Source organism: Sphingobacteriaceae bacterium (assembly GCA_002319075.1).
Classification (GTDB): Bacteria; Bacteroidota; Bacteroidia; order B-17B0; family Aurantibacillaceae; genus Aurantibacillus.
Genome location: NVQB01000001.1, coordinates 2,639,211 through 2,652,614, shown reverse-complemented (window position 1 = coordinate 2,652,614; position 13,404 = coordinate 2,639,211). Strand labels below are relative to the sequence as shown.

The 13,404-nt window shown below is 37.7% G+C and carries 14 protein-coding genes and 1 tRNA gene; 6 read left to right on the top strand and 9 right to left on the bottom strand.

Annotation, left to right across the window (positions count from 1 at the left end; translation table 11 throughout):
• Positions 1 to 16: 16 nt before the first annotated feature.
• From CNR22_11470 to CNR22_11460, 3 genes are read right to left on the bottom strand one after another with little or no spacing between them, the layout of a single operon-like run.
• Complete coding sequence (locus tag CNR22_11470; protein PBQ32363.1) at positions 17 to 445, bottom strand: hypothetical protein; 429 nt, start codon at positions 443 to 445, stop codon at positions 17 to 19.
• 6 nt (positions 446 to 451) lie between these two features.
• Positions 452 to 667, bottom strand: a complete 216-nt coding sequence (locus tag CNR22_11465; GenBank protein PBQ32362.1) for a hypothetical protein — start codon at positions 665 to 667, stop codon at positions 452 to 454.
• A complete protein-coding gene (locus tag CNR22_11460) occupies positions 668 to 2,272 on the bottom strand; it encodes an FMN-binding glutamate synthase family protein (GenBank protein ID PBQ32361.1) in 1,605 nt (534 codons plus the stop codon).
• Positions 2,273 to 2,509: 237 nt separating this feature from the next.
• On the opposite strand from CNR22_11460, the gene CNR22_11455 reads away from it, so the two are divergent.
• Positions 2,510 to 3,661 carry a hypothetical protein gene (locus CNR22_11455; protein ID PBQ32360.1) on the top strand — a complete coding sequence of 384 codons (1,152 nt, stop codon included), beginning with the start codon at positions 2,510 to 2,512 and terminating at the stop codon, positions 3,659 to 3,661.
• Here the strand turns inward: CNR22_11455 and CNR22_11450 are convergent.
• Entirely contained in the window at positions 3,583 to 4,278 is a 696-nt protein-coding gene (locus CNR22_11450) for a hypothetical protein (GenBank protein ID PBQ32359.1), read from the bottom strand. The genes CNR22_11455 and CNR22_11450 overlap by 79 nt on opposite strands.
• Before the next feature lie 86 nt (positions 4,279 to 4,364).
• Between CNR22_11450 and CNR22_11445 the strand changes: the two genes are divergently transcribed.
• The gene (locus CNR22_11445) at positions 4,365 to 4,736 is read left to right on the top strand and encodes a septal ring lytic transglycosylase RlpA family lipoprotein (GenBank protein ID PBQ32358.1); all 372 of its coding nucleotides are present in this window, start codon (positions 4,365 to 4,367) and stop codon (positions 4,734 to 4,736) included.
• On the opposite strand, the gene CNR22_11440 is transcribed toward CNR22_11445, so the two are convergent.
• From CNR22_11440 to CNR22_11425, 4 genes are all read right to left on the bottom strand, one after another.
• Positions 4,733 to 5,704: a tRNA (adenosine(37)-N6)-dimethylallyltransferase MiaA gene (locus tag CNR22_11440; GenBank protein PBQ32357.1), complete on the bottom strand. Its 972-nt coding sequence runs from the start codon at positions 5,702 to 5,704 to the stop codon at positions 4,733 to 4,735. The two genes, CNR22_11445 and CNR22_11440, sit on opposite strands and share 4 nt — an antisense overlap.
• Positions 5,653 to 6,402 (bottom strand): hypothetical protein, encoded by a 750-nt coding sequence (locus CNR22_11435; GenBank protein ID PBQ32356.1) that lies wholly within the window; start codon positions 6,400 to 6,402, stop codon positions 5,653 to 5,655. Before CNR22_11435 ends, CNR22_11440 begins: the two co-directional genes overlap by 52 nt.
• Before the next feature lie 60 nt (positions 6,403 to 6,462).
• Positions 6,463 to 7,671: an L-glutamine--2-deoxy-scyllo-inosose aminotransferase KanB gene (locus CNR22_11430; protein ID PBQ32355.1), complete on the bottom strand. Its 1,209-nt coding sequence runs from the start codon at positions 7,669 to 7,671 to the stop codon at positions 6,463 to 6,465.
• An 84-nt stretch (positions 7,672 to 7,755) separates the two neighbouring features.
• Complete coding sequence (locus CNR22_11425; protein PBQ32354.1) at positions 7,756 to 9,282, bottom strand: hypothetical protein; 1,527 nt, start codon at positions 9,280 to 9,282, stop codon at positions 7,756 to 7,758.
• Between the two features lie 212 nt (positions 9,283 to 9,494).
• Between CNR22_11425 and CNR22_11420 the strand changes: the two genes are divergently transcribed.
• Positions 9,495 to 10,766: a hypothetical protein gene (locus CNR22_11420; GenBank protein ID PBQ32353.1), complete on the top strand. Its 1,272-nt coding sequence runs from the start codon at positions 9,495 to 9,497 to the stop codon at positions 10,764 to 10,766.
• On the opposite strand, the gene CNR22_11415 is transcribed toward CNR22_11420, so the two are convergent.
• Entirely contained in the window at positions 10,767 to 11,228 is a 462-nt protein-coding gene (locus CNR22_11415) for a hypothetical protein (protein ID PBQ32352.1), read from the bottom strand.
• A 199-nt stretch (positions 11,229 to 11,427) separates the two neighbouring features.
• Here CNR22_11415 and CNR22_11410 point away from each other — a divergent pair.
• The 3 genes from CNR22_11410 to CNR22_11400 all read left to right on the top strand — a co-directional run bounded on the left by CNR22_11410 (position 11,428) and on the right by CNR22_11400 (position 13,397).
• Positions 11,428 to 11,500, top strand: a tRNA-Lys gene (locus CNR22_11410).
• A 371-nt stretch (positions 11,501 to 11,871) separates the two neighbouring features.
• Positions 11,872 to 12,477 (top strand): hypothetical protein, encoded by a 606-nt coding sequence (locus CNR22_11405; protein ID PBQ32351.1) that lies wholly within the window; start codon positions 11,872 to 11,874, stop codon positions 12,475 to 12,477.
• On the top strand, positions 12,474 to 13,397 hold the full coding sequence (locus tag CNR22_11400; GenBank protein PBQ32350.1) for a hypothetical protein: 924 nt from the start codon (positions 12,474 to 12,476) through the stop codon (positions 13,395 to 13,397). Before CNR22_11405 ends, CNR22_11400 begins: the two co-directional genes overlap by 4 nt.
• The last annotated feature ends 7 nt before the right edge of the window (positions 13,398 to 13,404 follow it).

Sequence of the window (13,404 nt, the reverse complement as noted above, 5' to 3'; positions counted from 1 at the left end):
TCTGAAGTTATATTGACTAACGATAGTGTATTCTTATTGGAAAAGTGAGGCGTGAACAAACTTTTTTATTGTTTGAAATTGCTGGCTTCCAGTTAGTACTTCTTTTCAAAACGTCTTTTATTTGCTTTTCGAAATCGGGTCCCATTGAATTCTTAGAGACAAAAACATTTTGTATTGCTCCTAAAGTGTCAACAATAAAACTTATTTTAATAGACGATGATATCACATCGCTTGTTGCAGATGGATAGGATATATCCTTATGAAAGTATCGGACAAATGCTGCCAACCCGCCCGGATACTGTGGGAGAGAGTCTACAACAGAATATACGACTTGATTATCAAATAAACCAGACAGAGAATTAGAGTCTAGATACAAAGTGGAATCCTTTTGAGAAAATCCTCTCAGGCCCATGAAAAAAATTAAGATAGACAGTCTCACTAACATATAAACTTACTTAAAGGAGTTAGAAACTATCCACATCACCAACACTATCAGTATGCCAATCATGAAAGCTCTTCCTAAGTCAGGATGTCCAAAATTTAATGTTACACCAAATAAGGGATTACGTTTCAAGACAACTATCCTGGTATCGTCTGGATTAAAATAAATAAAGCCCCATTTCCAATTTTTGGGATCATTATGCATATCATTTTCCTCGTCATTCATTTATTGCGCCATCTTCACCATATTATCAAATGACTCTTCTGTAGCATGCATTACCTCAAGCTCCCAGCCTTTAGGATACGGAGCTTCCAGTAAAGAGCCTTTTAATAAATACGGATACATTTCTGCATAAGTCTGAATTTGGTTGGCACTCACTCTCCTGTATATATGCGAACGGTGAAGATCATCCGAATGTTTGATGCCGGCAGCCGACATTAATTCTACGCAGGCTTTCACCGTTTCATGATGGTAATTTCTTACACGCACTTTTTTATCGTTCACGTCCAAACCTTTCCACAAAGCTGGATTTTGTGTAGCTACACCGGTTGGACACGTATTGGTGTTACACTCCAGTGCCTGGATACAGCCAACGGCCATCAGCATAGCACGCGCGCCATTGCACATGTCTGCACCAAGGGCAAAATTTTTCACGAGATCAAACCCTGTATGTACTTTTCCTGAAGCAATAATGCGAATGTGTTTTTTTATTCCAAATCCATGTAAGGCATCGTGCACAAAGGCGAGTCCTTCTCGCAAAGGCATCCCTACCGAATTACTAAATTCAATCGGAGCCGCTCCTGTTCCTCCTTCTCCCCCATCAACCGTAATAAAATCCGGCATGATTCCGGTTTTTATCATGGCTTTGCAGATGGCTATGAACTGACTCTTTTGTCCGATGCACAATTTAAATCCAACTGGTTTGCCGCCGCTCAGATCTCTCAACCTTTTTATAAAGCCAACCAGTTCTAAAGGCGTACCAAATGCTTTATGGTACGAAGGTGATAAAACATCTTTTCCTTTTTCTACTAAACGAATTTTTGCTATCTCCTCTGTAACTTTAGCTGCCGGTAAAATGCCACCATGACCCGGCTTCGCACCCTGTGATAATTTTATCTCAATCATTTTTACTTCCGGGTAAACAGCACGCTCTGCAAAAGCCTCAAAATTAAAAGTGCCATCCATGTTTCTGCAACCAAAATACCCCGTACCAATTTGCCAGATAATATCTCCACCTGGTTTTAAGTGATAAGGACTTAATCCCCCTTCGCCAGTGTTGTGCGCAAAGCCACCCAGCTTAGCGCCGCCGTTCAATGCCATAATAGCGTTTTGACTCAGCGATCCAAAACTCATAGCAGAAATATTAAAAATACTGGCAGAGTAAGGTTGTTTACAATCTGGTCCCCCTACCAGAACCCGCGGATCATGCTCCCCATGATCTAATGGCAGAGGATTGATAGAATGATTTAACCACTCGTATCCTGTTTCATAAACATTTAATTGCGTTCCAAAGGGAGTACTATCTGTAACGCGTTTTGCACGTTGATAAATCACATTTCTGCTGAGGCGATTGTAAGGCGCACCGCTCATATCCGATTCAACAAAATACTGGTAAACTTTCGGTCGCATCCATTCTGCCCACCAACGCATTCTTCCAACAACCGGAAAGTTTCTTTTTAATGTTTGTTTAGTTTGCGTCATATCCATTATTCCAATCAGGATAATGGGGATAGCCACAACGTATAACCATAGGGCCAATGGCCACAAATAGCCTGCAATACCAATTGTAAGCGTAAAAAATACCGAGAGGTAAATAAATTGTTTTTTCATGTGTCGTTTTATTGCTTTTAAATTGTCACATGGAATAGCCTGAAGAGTGCTCTTTTTCGAGGACGGCTATCTCACTGTCAATTATTTAGTGTGTGCTAAATTAATTTTAGGGCGACTTGTCCGAGTAAATATAACAAAAAGCAAATTTATAAGTATAAAAACTTGATTTTGACGCTTTACTTTATTCTCTTATTATTGTGTTAAAACCCATTGGTAATTCTAACTTAAACCTATCCCATGAATCCATTTAACTTGTATTTGGCTATCGCATTAGTTTACATTCTATCTGCCTGTTCCGGAGAAAAAACAGAGGTTGCTCATATTGAAAAAAAGACAGCGATACCCTACGCACTGCTTCCCGAAAACATATACAGGCCAGATTCTATTACCGCATCTTTAGAAAACGCAGGACTTCAGCAAAAAGCAGAAAGCCGCAGATTATTTATGACAGGACTGGATTTGTTGGCTAATAAAAATGATGCATTGGCAAGTGTTGAATATTTTAAAGAAGCCATTTATTATTATCCGGATGAAAAAAATTATCTTCATCTTTTTAAAGCCTATTTAAAGAGTGGCCAACTTGCTTTGGCAGACAGTACTAATTATTCCCTTTATGGAAGAATAAACTATGATGAAGTATCTTTTAATTCAGCGCTCGTTTCTGCTTCTAAGAAAGACACAACTGCGTGTATTGAATACCTAATGTCAGCTGCAGAACAAGGATTTGCGATGAAAGACAGAATTACAGAAGAGAAATTATTTGAGTTTTTAGCCGACAACCAATCCTATCAATCACTATTGGTTACTTATTATGGAGATGATGAAAAGCTAAGGAAAAAATTATTTGCTGCTTTTATAAAAGAAACTCCGAAAATCCGCTTACCCTTTTCTATGATTAGCGACTCTGCTTCCTCTTTTAATTTCGACCGTTACATTAATTATGACTTTGCCGCTTTCATTCCGGGCATGGAGAGTTCAAGGTTCTCAAGAGACGTATCGAATGAGTACATGTATGTGGGCACTTTTGCTTCCGAAGGCGGTCAGGCTGTCATTTATAAATCATACCAGGTTATAGCCGATACATTAAACCCGGTTTCCGTTAACCTGATAGTCTATGATTCTTTGGGTAAAGTAATAAGTCAACAAGAGATTGGATGTTTTTGTTCTCCTCTTGAAAGCAAGGGTTTCACGCTATTTGAAGATTACAGTCTCGAAGTGGTGACTTACAAAACGAATTGGCAATTTGACCCACTTGAAAAAGGATACGCCAACAATAAAGTTGTTTCTAAGGAGCAAACGAATCATCAAACTTACAAGATCACTAAAGAAAATAGTGTGAAAGAAACCCACACGCCTGCTGAGATGACTGCCGCAGAAAATAAACCCTGACCGTTCCGTTTTTTATAAATAATGTATTCGGCAATTAAAAGATTTATTGTCCAGCTTAACCAGGCCATCAGGGCATACTGGTCAAAAGCATTGATGTGAAAAAATTTCGGGAATAGAACTGCATACAATCTTAAACTAATAGCTGACAGGGTTAAAGCATAACTTCTAATCATCCAGTTTTGGTGCGCTTTAAACTCTTGCCTTTTTACTTTAATAAGTGCAATTGTTGTAAACAAAATCCATAAAACAGATAATAAGACAAAGCTTGTTTTGGCGAGTGCAGTTCCATTCGCAAAAAAAGACATTACCAATCCTGCAGGCCCGGCAAGAAGCAAAACGTCTGTTACATAAATGTAGCCCATAAGCCGATGAAGCCGCTTGTGTTTCTTTAGGACATAGACCGAAAACTGCGTAAAACCGGCAATTAAAGCAAAGATGCTCAAAAAAATATGCAAGTAAAAAGCATAGCGCCATACTTTTAAGTGGATGATTTTTTGTTTGGTTAAAAGAAAATCCACATCATAGCGCATAGAAAAATAGGGCAGCGTTAATCGTATCATCAATACGCAAAAGACAATAAGAAGAAACAGTAAACCGATACCCGTTATCCTTTTCATAATTCCGTTTTGAAAGTAATTCTTTTTTATGATTCGTTAAGAATTAATATAAATTGAATCTGCTGCAATTTCTTATCTTTAATTTAATGAGGTTAATTCTTTTATTAGTTTTATTTGCTAAAGTGGGCATTTTCTATGGTCAGAGTGACTCCCTGCCAAAACAAATTGGCATTGCAAGTTATTACGCTAAAAAATTCGAAGGACGAAAATGCAGTTGCGGTGAAAAGTTCAGAAACGATAGTCTTACCGCAGCCCACAAAACGCTACCATTCGGAACTAAAGTGAAAGTAACCAACTTAAAAAATGACAGCGTTGTTATCGTCAGGATAAATGATCGTCTTCCGAAAAAATCAAAACGCATCATCGATCTTACCAGACGAGCCGCTAAACAATTAAATTTTGTAAAAGCAGGCTTAACAAAAGTGAGCATTGAAGTCTTAAAAGATTCAATTCCTTAAGAAAAATCAAATTCGGTCCTTAGATTTTCAATGATTTGATCGCTATTAGTTTTTTCCACCCAATGTATTTCTACCCCTTCCTTCTCCATTTTTCTGAACCAGGTCATTTGCCTCTTTGCAAATTGAAAAATAGCCGTTTGAAGACGCGTAAATAATTCTTCTTTGGTAATTTCTTTTTTCAGGTAAGAAGAAACGAACTTGTATTCGAGTCCGAATAAATGTAAGCGCTCATGACTGATACCTGAGGATATCAAATTCTCCACCTCAGCAATTAATCCTTCATTCAATCTTTTTTTCAAACGTTCAGATATGTGTTTTTTTCTTTCTTCCACTTCTGTGGCAATACCTATGTAATAAGGTTTATAGGGAAGCTCCATATAGGAAATATCTTTTCCATGCTTTGAAAAGTGTTCGGCAATTTCTATTCCCCGGATGATTCTTTTTTTCGAATTACGGTCTACTTGTTTTGTAAACTCTACCGGGTATCTATCTAAACGCGTTAGTAAATCTTCTTTCTGTAAGAATTCCAGTTCTTCTCTTAAACTTTCGTTCTCTTTTATCTGTGTGAAAGAAAAATCCTTTTTTAAAGCATCCAAATATAACCCTGTACCGCCACAAATGATTGGGATTTGATTTCTTAACCGAATATCTAAAAACGCACTTTTTAATTTTTCAGTGAACTGATGTAAATAAAATTGCTCTCCCGGTTCGGCAATATCAATTAAATGATAAGGAATTTGCCTGCCATTCACCAGGTATTCCTGGAGATCTTTTCCTGTTCCAATATCTAAACCCTTGTACACCTGGCGCGAGTCGGCGCTTATCACTTCTCCGCTTAATTCATAGGCGAGCTTGCAGGCAAGGTGTGTCTTGCCACTAGCGGTAGGGCCCAATACGACTATGCAATTATGTTTTGTCAAGGTGTATAAACTAATTTTACATTGCCCGAATTTTTGATCCGGTAAAATTTCTTTGCATCATAAAGTTCATCCTTAGTTGCCATGTTTCGCTCAAAAGTAACTCTGTTTACCAGGAAATAAGTGGCTTCTGTTTCGCTGTGCTTTTTAAAACCCGCGCGAATAAACGAGGTTCCATCAGACAAATCTTTATCTACATAGGTCATTACATCGCCCGCTTTTTTCTCTTCGCAAAAGTTTTTTATCAATTTGCTTAGGCCACCTGTAATAGTGATCCCGCTCTTACAACAAAATCTTATTAACTCAAAAGAACGCTGATCTTCCCTCAGGCGGTTCATCTTTCTTCCTTTTGAAAAGGAGGCTACTGCGACTAATTCATCCAAATAAAACAATCCAAAATTAAAACCACTTTGTGTAGAATTCATCAGATGATAGTTTTCCAAAAAATTAACAGCCGTTTCCTTATCTATTTTTCTCACCTCACAGTTTCTCGCGTAAATAGTTTTATTGGCTTGCAATTTAGAAAGAACCAAAGCCTTTATTTTTTCAGGAGATCTTTTTAATTGATCTTCATAAATAACCACTTCCTCCTTATATTTTTCAGAGTCAAAATCTTTTCCAGCTAAAATGAATTTAATTTTTTTACTTGTCTTACTAAAAGTAATTATTTCGCCAGCCAGGACTGTGCTGACAGCAAAAGGCTCCAGGGCATGGCCTAATTCTTTGATATGTTTGTTTTCTGAAGACACTTAAAATAAAAATCCACCTGCAGAGATCTACAGGTGGATCGTAAAAAAATTTAAATCCTATTATGCATTAACAGGCGTCATTGCTTTCTTTACACAAGAGGAAATTTTATTTGCCATCTCCGTCATATATTCTTCTGTCCACGCCGTTTTCACACCGAATGAAATTAATCGTCCGATGACTGCCTGTGTTTTTGGAAGATCCAAATTATTATAATCCTGAGGAGCGCCTAATACAGCAACGGGTAATTTTGAAGCCGTTTTCAACCCTTTAATATGATCCCATTGATTGATAAAATGGTACATGTTTTTAAACCAGTAATCAAATCCCGCTACACCCGCTTTGTTGAATTCATCCACCACGCGTTGTGCAATTTCTGTTGTAGGCAGTAAGATGTTTAAAAACGTAGCAGAGTCGCCGCTTTCATCCCCTAATTTTGCAAAACCAATGCCTTCCGTTTTAGAAAGTTGATCCTGCATGAATTTTTTATGTTTACGGTTGGTAGTCAGAATATGCGGCACCTTACGGGTTTGAGCTGCTCCCACAGCTGCGTGTAATTCGCTGATACGGAAGTTAAACCCAATAATAGGGTGGTTTTCCATACCGCGTTTATCGCCCACGTGATCGTGACCATGATCACAAAAACTATCCGCCATTTTATAAGTATGCTCGTCGTTGGTTACAAAAATTCCACCTTCGCCGGCAGTTGCAATTTTAAAGAAGTCAAAAGAATAAGCTCCTGCTTTTCCGAATAAACCTGTGAAAGTTCCTTTGTAAGAAGAGGCAAATGCTTGTCCTGCATCTTCCACTAAAATTAACTTGTTATCATTTACCACTTTCATGATCTCGTCCATATTGGCATTACCGCCACACATGTGTACAAGACAAACTGCTTTTGTTTTTGGAGTGATAGCAGCCTTAATTCCTTCTGCACTCAAACAAAGTGTTTCATCTACCTCAGCAAAAACCGGAAGTCCGCCTAAAAACAAGATAGCTTCGATAGTGGCAATATATGTGAAGGGAGGACAAATAACCTCATCACCGGTACCGATTCCTGACGCTGCTAAAGCTGCCATTATAGCTGCAGAACCGTTGGAAACTGCTAAAGCATATTTTGCGTTGGTGATCTTTTTAGCTTCCGCTTCAAAATCTTTTGCTTTCCAGATGTTGTTACGTTGCGCATCGTGGTTGTAACGAAACATCACTCCTGTTGACAATACATCTTCAATTTCTTTGCGCTCTTCAGCGCCGAATAATTCTGTTCCTGGCATGATAAGTTTTTTGAACTGTAAAAATAAGCTTTATTAGGCGTTTATCAAAGTGATTAAAAGCGTTTAAAACAAGCTATAACAGTACTAATTCCGGATGATCTTTACAGTTTTTAATAAGCTTCCGTCTTTTAATAATTGCACGAAATAAATTCCGGTAGATTGATTGCCAAGATCAAGTTCTAAGTTCTGTTCACTCAAGTTTTGTTTCAGATTTAAAATAGTTTGTCCTAAAACAGAAGTAACCCTCACCTCATTCGCTGCTGTTTTAGCTATTGATAAATTAAATTTACCAGAATTGGGATTTGGATACAACTTAAAACTTACTGCTTCATAAGTTTCTTCCTTCACACTCACAAATGTTTCCGCACCGTGATACAAACTTCCTGCCTTTACAGCGCAGGTTTGGCAATAATCCTGCTGACCTCCCCAAAGAGAACTCCAATATTTTTTTGCAAATAAACCGAGTCCAACACCGTATACTTCTGATAAAAGAACATAAGCTGGCGTTAAGTAGTTCGGAGTGGGCTGGTAGCCCCATGAGGTAGCGGTTTGTGGAATAAAAGACAAAAGACCTCCGGGAATCACGGTATCGCTGCAACCAATACCAGTGTATTTAAAAAAAATCCCATTTTGATTCCTTCCGAAACGAGCAATATTATACTCAGCACCCGCATTCAATTTGAAGGATGAACCAATCACTTTCCCAGGATACATTGTGTTTTCATACATGGGCGTAGATAATCCTGTGTAAGTCCTTACAGTGTTAGAACCTGACTGAAACTCGGAGTCTACATAGGTGTGATGACCGCCGCAGCTGTCCCAGTTCTCTTGCACTGTGTAAACATAGGAATCGTTGCTGATAGTTTTATTTAACATTGTAAAATTACCAGACTTACACCAATATTGATACTGAAGCGATGTAAACACCTTAGATTGATTATAACAAAATTTATCGCCCACATCAAAATTATAAAAATCCCATGCATTCGGCACTTTCTCACCGTAAAGCGAAGTCAAGTCGTAGGACGCCGCGTTTTCAATTCCTACTAAGCGATAGTATTTATTCTGATTGTATAGTTTTGGAAATTGAAGTATTCCAAATACTTTACTCAATTTCAAAGTGTCGGTTCCGTCCACAATAATTAATTTAACGCTGTCTGGCTGACCAAAAATTGTTTGTAAACTTTTGCTTACACAAGTTGCATTTTTAGTATTGATACTGTCGAACACCCATGTTTGGCCAGGCTGGCAGTTGGGAAGCAGCACCAACGTTGCGGTATCTCGTAACACCACAAAACCATTGTTATATTGAATGATTTTCCGTTGAAGAAACTGAGGCATATTTGGAACAATGATCGCAAGGGTCTGATTTAGCGCGGTGGTAATTGTTGGACAGCTGCCTTTGCATTGCACACCTATACGGTTGAGATGATTTATCGTAAAGGTAGTCGCAGAATTCACTGAGTCCGCAAACAAAACCTGGCTTACGAGCTGGCTATTATCATATTTATAATTGTAACGGTAAGTGGTGTTGAATACATTCCAGTTTTGAGCTATGGCGGAAATATTTAAAATAAGAAGCGTAAGAAAGATAAAATTGGGGTTTTTCATACTGTTTGGGTGTATAGGATACTGTTAAAGATAACGTTTCAAAATTAAATAAAGTGTAATTAATTAATAGGTAAATTATAAGTGGTAATGATTCTGAAACCACGTGCAATCTTCGGTGTATAAATGGAAGTCCTACACGATCAATTAGGGAAGCGTCTCTTTCAGCGAGTGAAGAAAGCTAAAAGGATTTTTGGATTTGATACTTTTACAAAATGAAAATAAATTACGCTCTCTTTTCTTTGCTCTGTTTTTTATCTGTTGCATTTTCTTCAGCGCAAGACACTACCCGTATACTTTTTATCGGTAACAGTTTTACATTTTACAATAACATGCCTGCCATGGTGAAAGCTTTGGCTGACTCGGCCAAAATAAAAGTAATAACGGGTATGCATGCCCCGGGCGGGGTATCAGTTGGAGATACTGCCCAAGGCACCATGGCGCACATGAATAATCCCGCTTTATTTTCATTGATCCGTTCTAAAAAATGGGATGTGGCCGTGATACAAGATAATCAGGGACGTTTTGTACGTGATTCTGCTGTGTTTTCAGGAGCCAGTAAAGTTGTACAGGGACATTTGAATATTATGGACTCTTTGAAAGCGAATAATAATTGCGCCAAAATTGTTTTATTCGGAGGCTGGGCATGGAAGAACGGCTCTCCACCCTTTGGAAACACCGGTATTGAATGTATTCAAAGAATTTTAGTGAACTACCGCGTTTTAAATGATACTATGAAAGAAATTATTGCTCCCATAGGAGAAGCCTGGATCAAAGCCTCTAAGCATTTGCCCTCGGTAAATTTATGGGATTTTGATGATGCTCATCCTTCTTACGCGGGAAGCTATCTCACTGCTTCTGTGATTTTTTCTACGATTTTTGATACCCTTGCATTGCCGCAAAATTATATTGGAACTCTGAATGGCACAGACGCCAGCAAATTAAGAGCCTTTGGAGACAGCGCTGTTTTTGGAAGTGCTTTTCATAGCAAATATAATCTGGGAGGAATAAAAAGATTGGATCCGATCTATCATACTAATGGCTATTTTAAACTTGCAGGCAACTACACGAAGTATTTTTGGTACAAGAACAATGTCTACCTTGCCAATACACCCACCGTTACTATACAGGGCACTGGCCTTTATAAAGTTATAGCAGAAGAGAGTGACGGCTGCCTTATTAAATCGTGCAGTTATAAGATCACAACAACTACCGTTACAACCGTCGGATTACCTGAAAATGCAAATCAGATTAATAACCTTCTTGTTTTTCCAAATCCAGCGAGTGAAGGATTTATAGTTATCACCAGCGATGAACCAATTGCTCATGTAGACCTTTTTAACTTAGCTGGTCAACTACAAAAATCAGAAGTGGAACCTTTTAAAACAGGGTTAAAAATTTCAACACGAAATTTACCGCCTGGGTGTTATTTTATGCAACTAAGCACAAAAGATAAAATTGAGCGGACTAAAATCGTAATCGAGTAATTAGTTGGGGAAGTAATAAAAGTTCGTTTCTGTTTCCAGCACACCAAAATTAATGGAAACCAGGCGATTATTTTCGAAATAACAATCGAGTCCTGCTTCATCAAAACTAATGCGTTTTTCACCCCATTTATGAACTTCTGAGTCGCTAAGAGCATAACCGTTGCTTTTCATCAGTTCCACAATTTCTTTTTCCTTTAAACTAAAGACTTTGGTTTCGAATAAAACAGCGTCGCGGTTGTCAATTTCCACACTACAGAAGGTTTGATCCTTATTTGTGTCAAAAAACAGCGAATAACCTTCGTTCCAATAGTGGTAAACCATGGAGTTATTATTGAGGATATCGTCGGTTAAATTCTGGATCTCTTCAGGTTGTCCAAAAACCTCTACAGCAGCGTCTTTACTGGTTCCAAAGGGCAAACCGCAGAAGCCTTTCAATAAAATAATTTCAGGTTTTTCGAACATAGGCGACTAAAATAGATATTGTTGCATACACGAAAAAATATTTGCCAAAAAAAATTTTTAAAATTTATTTGTATACTGAATAAAAGTCTACTATATTTGCACCCCGAATAAATGACTACGTTCTTTGTTCGGGCCCGCACACGAAATGTCTTAGCAAATCAAAGACGGTTCCTGCGAAAAGTGATAATAAATCTTAAATGATTCCGTAGCTCAGCTGGTAGAGCATTACACTTTTAATGTAGGGGTCCTGGGTTCGAATCCCAGCGGGATCACAGAAAATGCAAAAAGCCACTCTTTGAGTGGCTTTTTTGTTTTCCAGACACAAGCGAAAAGCTTTGCTTTTCAGTGAAGTGTTTGGAAAACAAAAAAACAACGCCTGAAAGGCGGTGAGTTTTTGAATTATGACCTTTGACATGCCCTATGGGATCAACGCAGTTAATCCTCACAATCAAAACTAACACTGTTACCAAGGCTTTTTTATTGGTTTTCAAGCCTTTTATTGCTCATTTGTGATCATTTCCGCTTATTTCTGCTCAAAAATGTTTCAGTAAATGTTTCAGTTTTCACAATGTTTCAGTTTTCGCTCGTTTTCATGCCTTAGGATTAGTGAAATTAGCTAATTAGGCTATTTTGCAAAGTACAGATGATAGGCGTATATTTATTATATCACACAACAAAAAAGAACTTTATGAGTTTATCGCATTGGACGTATTTTCTCTCGATCGAACAGGACGTGCATAAATTAAGTCGTTATATTGAATTTTCTCCTGATAACTACGAATGCTATTCCATTGAAACCGCAAGAATACTTATGACAGCAACACAAGAAATTGACGTCATTTTAAAACAAATTTGTGCAAAGTATGGGGACAAAGCCGAAAATGAAGCTGGCTATAGACGCTTCTTTCGGAAAAAATTTCCCAAACTATTGAAGACTGAGGTCGACATTTTAAAATTTGAAATTGGCTATGTGCCCTTTTCTGAATGGAAAAAAGATAAAACACCTGACTGGTGGACCGGAAACAATAAAGTAAAACATCAGCGGCATACTCACTACAAACATGCAAAACTGGAAAATGTGTTGAAAGCAGTATCAGGACTTTTTCTAGTTAACTTGTACCATTCACATGAGACGCATGGACTGGTAAATATTTTTCCGGGCCCAACTCTTTTTGGCGCATCATCTTTAACAACCCACAATAAAAATACAGTAATGGGGCTTATGCCTCAATATGAAATAAAATTATGACTGCCCTTATGGCAGAATCCCATAAGTATTTGCACTTTGAAAATTCATTAATGGCTAAAGGACATATTGTTCCAGAATTTTATCTAAAACTATTTTTGGACCCTAACATTCCCGAGGGTAGAAGTAAAGAAATTTGGTATTATACTAAGGCAACAAAAAAATGGGCGCACAAGGGGACCAAAAACGTGGGCTTTATAGATGATTATTATGTTATTAGCGACGATGATGGAAATAAAATTGATCTTATCGAAAAAAAACTTGCTGAGATAGAAAACCTCGTCTCAACAATCATAAAAAATAAAATCCATAAAAGAATACCGCTCACAGAAGAAGAAAAATCACTTTTTTCAATATTCTCTATGCTTATGAGAACCAGAGTACCTTCATTTATAAATGCAATGAGTGGATTCTCTTCTAATGTTTTGAAACAAATTATTGGAGCATATCATACGAACGAAAAGGCATTTGAAAATATTAAAGCAAAATTTAATTTGTCGGAGGAATACACTCAAGAATTTTTTAATCCAGATCATTGGGAATTTAATACTGCGGACATGACCAAGTCCTTTTTGCTTGAAACTATTGAAGCCGGCGCAAACGCACTACTTAATATGAATTGGACTTTTCTTTACTCCAAGGGTAACGATTATTTTGTAACTTCAGACAACCCATACTATTTATCAAACAATCCAGCAACGCCAGGACAAAGGACGTTAGGACATTTGGAGCAACGAAATTTTGTTACACTTCCATTAGGCATACACACCTGCTTTTTAGCGACGCACCAAAACTTGCCTTATACCTTAGACGTCGATTCTACCATTGTCAAAGATGTAAATCTGCAAACAATCAACCAGACCGAAAAGCAATTTTACTCTCCAAAAAAACAATTTCTCGGAGAAGATTTTCTTAAAAAGTAATTATGGG

Bases quoted from the DNA above. Each gene is read 5' to 3' on its own strand.
- CNR22_11470 (PBQ32363.1), bottom strand. From the start codon at position 445: ATGTTAGTGAGACTGTCTATCTTAATTTTTTTCATGGGCCTGAGAGGA.
- CNR22_11465 (PBQ32362.1), bottom strand. From the start codon at position 667: ATGAATGACGAGGAAAATGATATGCATAATGATCCCAAAAATTGGAAA.
- CNR22_11460 (PBQ32361.1), bottom strand. From the start codon at position 2,272: ATGAAAAAACAATTTATTTACCTCTCGGTATTTTTTACGCTTACAATT.
- CNR22_11455 (PBQ32360.1), top strand. From the start codon at position 2,510: ATGAATCCATTTAACTTGTATTTGGCTATCGCATTAGTTTACATTCTA.
- CNR22_11450 (PBQ32359.1), bottom strand. From the start codon at position 4,278: ATGAAAAGGATAACGGGTATCGGTTTACTGTTTCTTCTTATTGTCTTT.
- CNR22_11445 (PBQ32358.1), top strand. From the start codon at position 4,365: ATGAGGTTAATTCTTTTATTAGTTTTATTTGCTAAAGTGGGCATTTTC.
- CNR22_11430 (PBQ32355.1), bottom strand. From the start codon at position 7,671: ATGCCAGGAACAGAATTATTCGGCGCTGAAGAGCGCAAAGAAATTGAA.
- CNR22_11425 (PBQ32354.1), bottom strand. From the start codon at position 9,282: ATGAAAAACCCCAATTTTATCTTTCTTACGCTTCTTATTTTAAATATT.
- CNR22_11420 (PBQ32353.1), top strand. From the start codon at position 9,495: ATGAAAATAAATTACGCTCTCTTTTCTTTGCTCTGTTTTTTATCTGTT.
- CNR22_11415 (PBQ32352.1), bottom strand. From the start codon at position 11,228: ATGTTCGAAAAACCTGAAATTATTTTATTGAAAGGCTTCTGCGGTTTG.
- CNR22_11405 (PBQ32351.1), top strand. From the start codon at position 11,872: ATGATAGGCGTATATTTATTATATCACACAACAAAAAAGAACTTTATG.
- CNR22_11400 (PBQ32350.1), top strand. From the start codon at position 12,474: ATGACTGCCCTTATGGCAGAATCCCATAAGTATTTGCACTTTGAAAAT.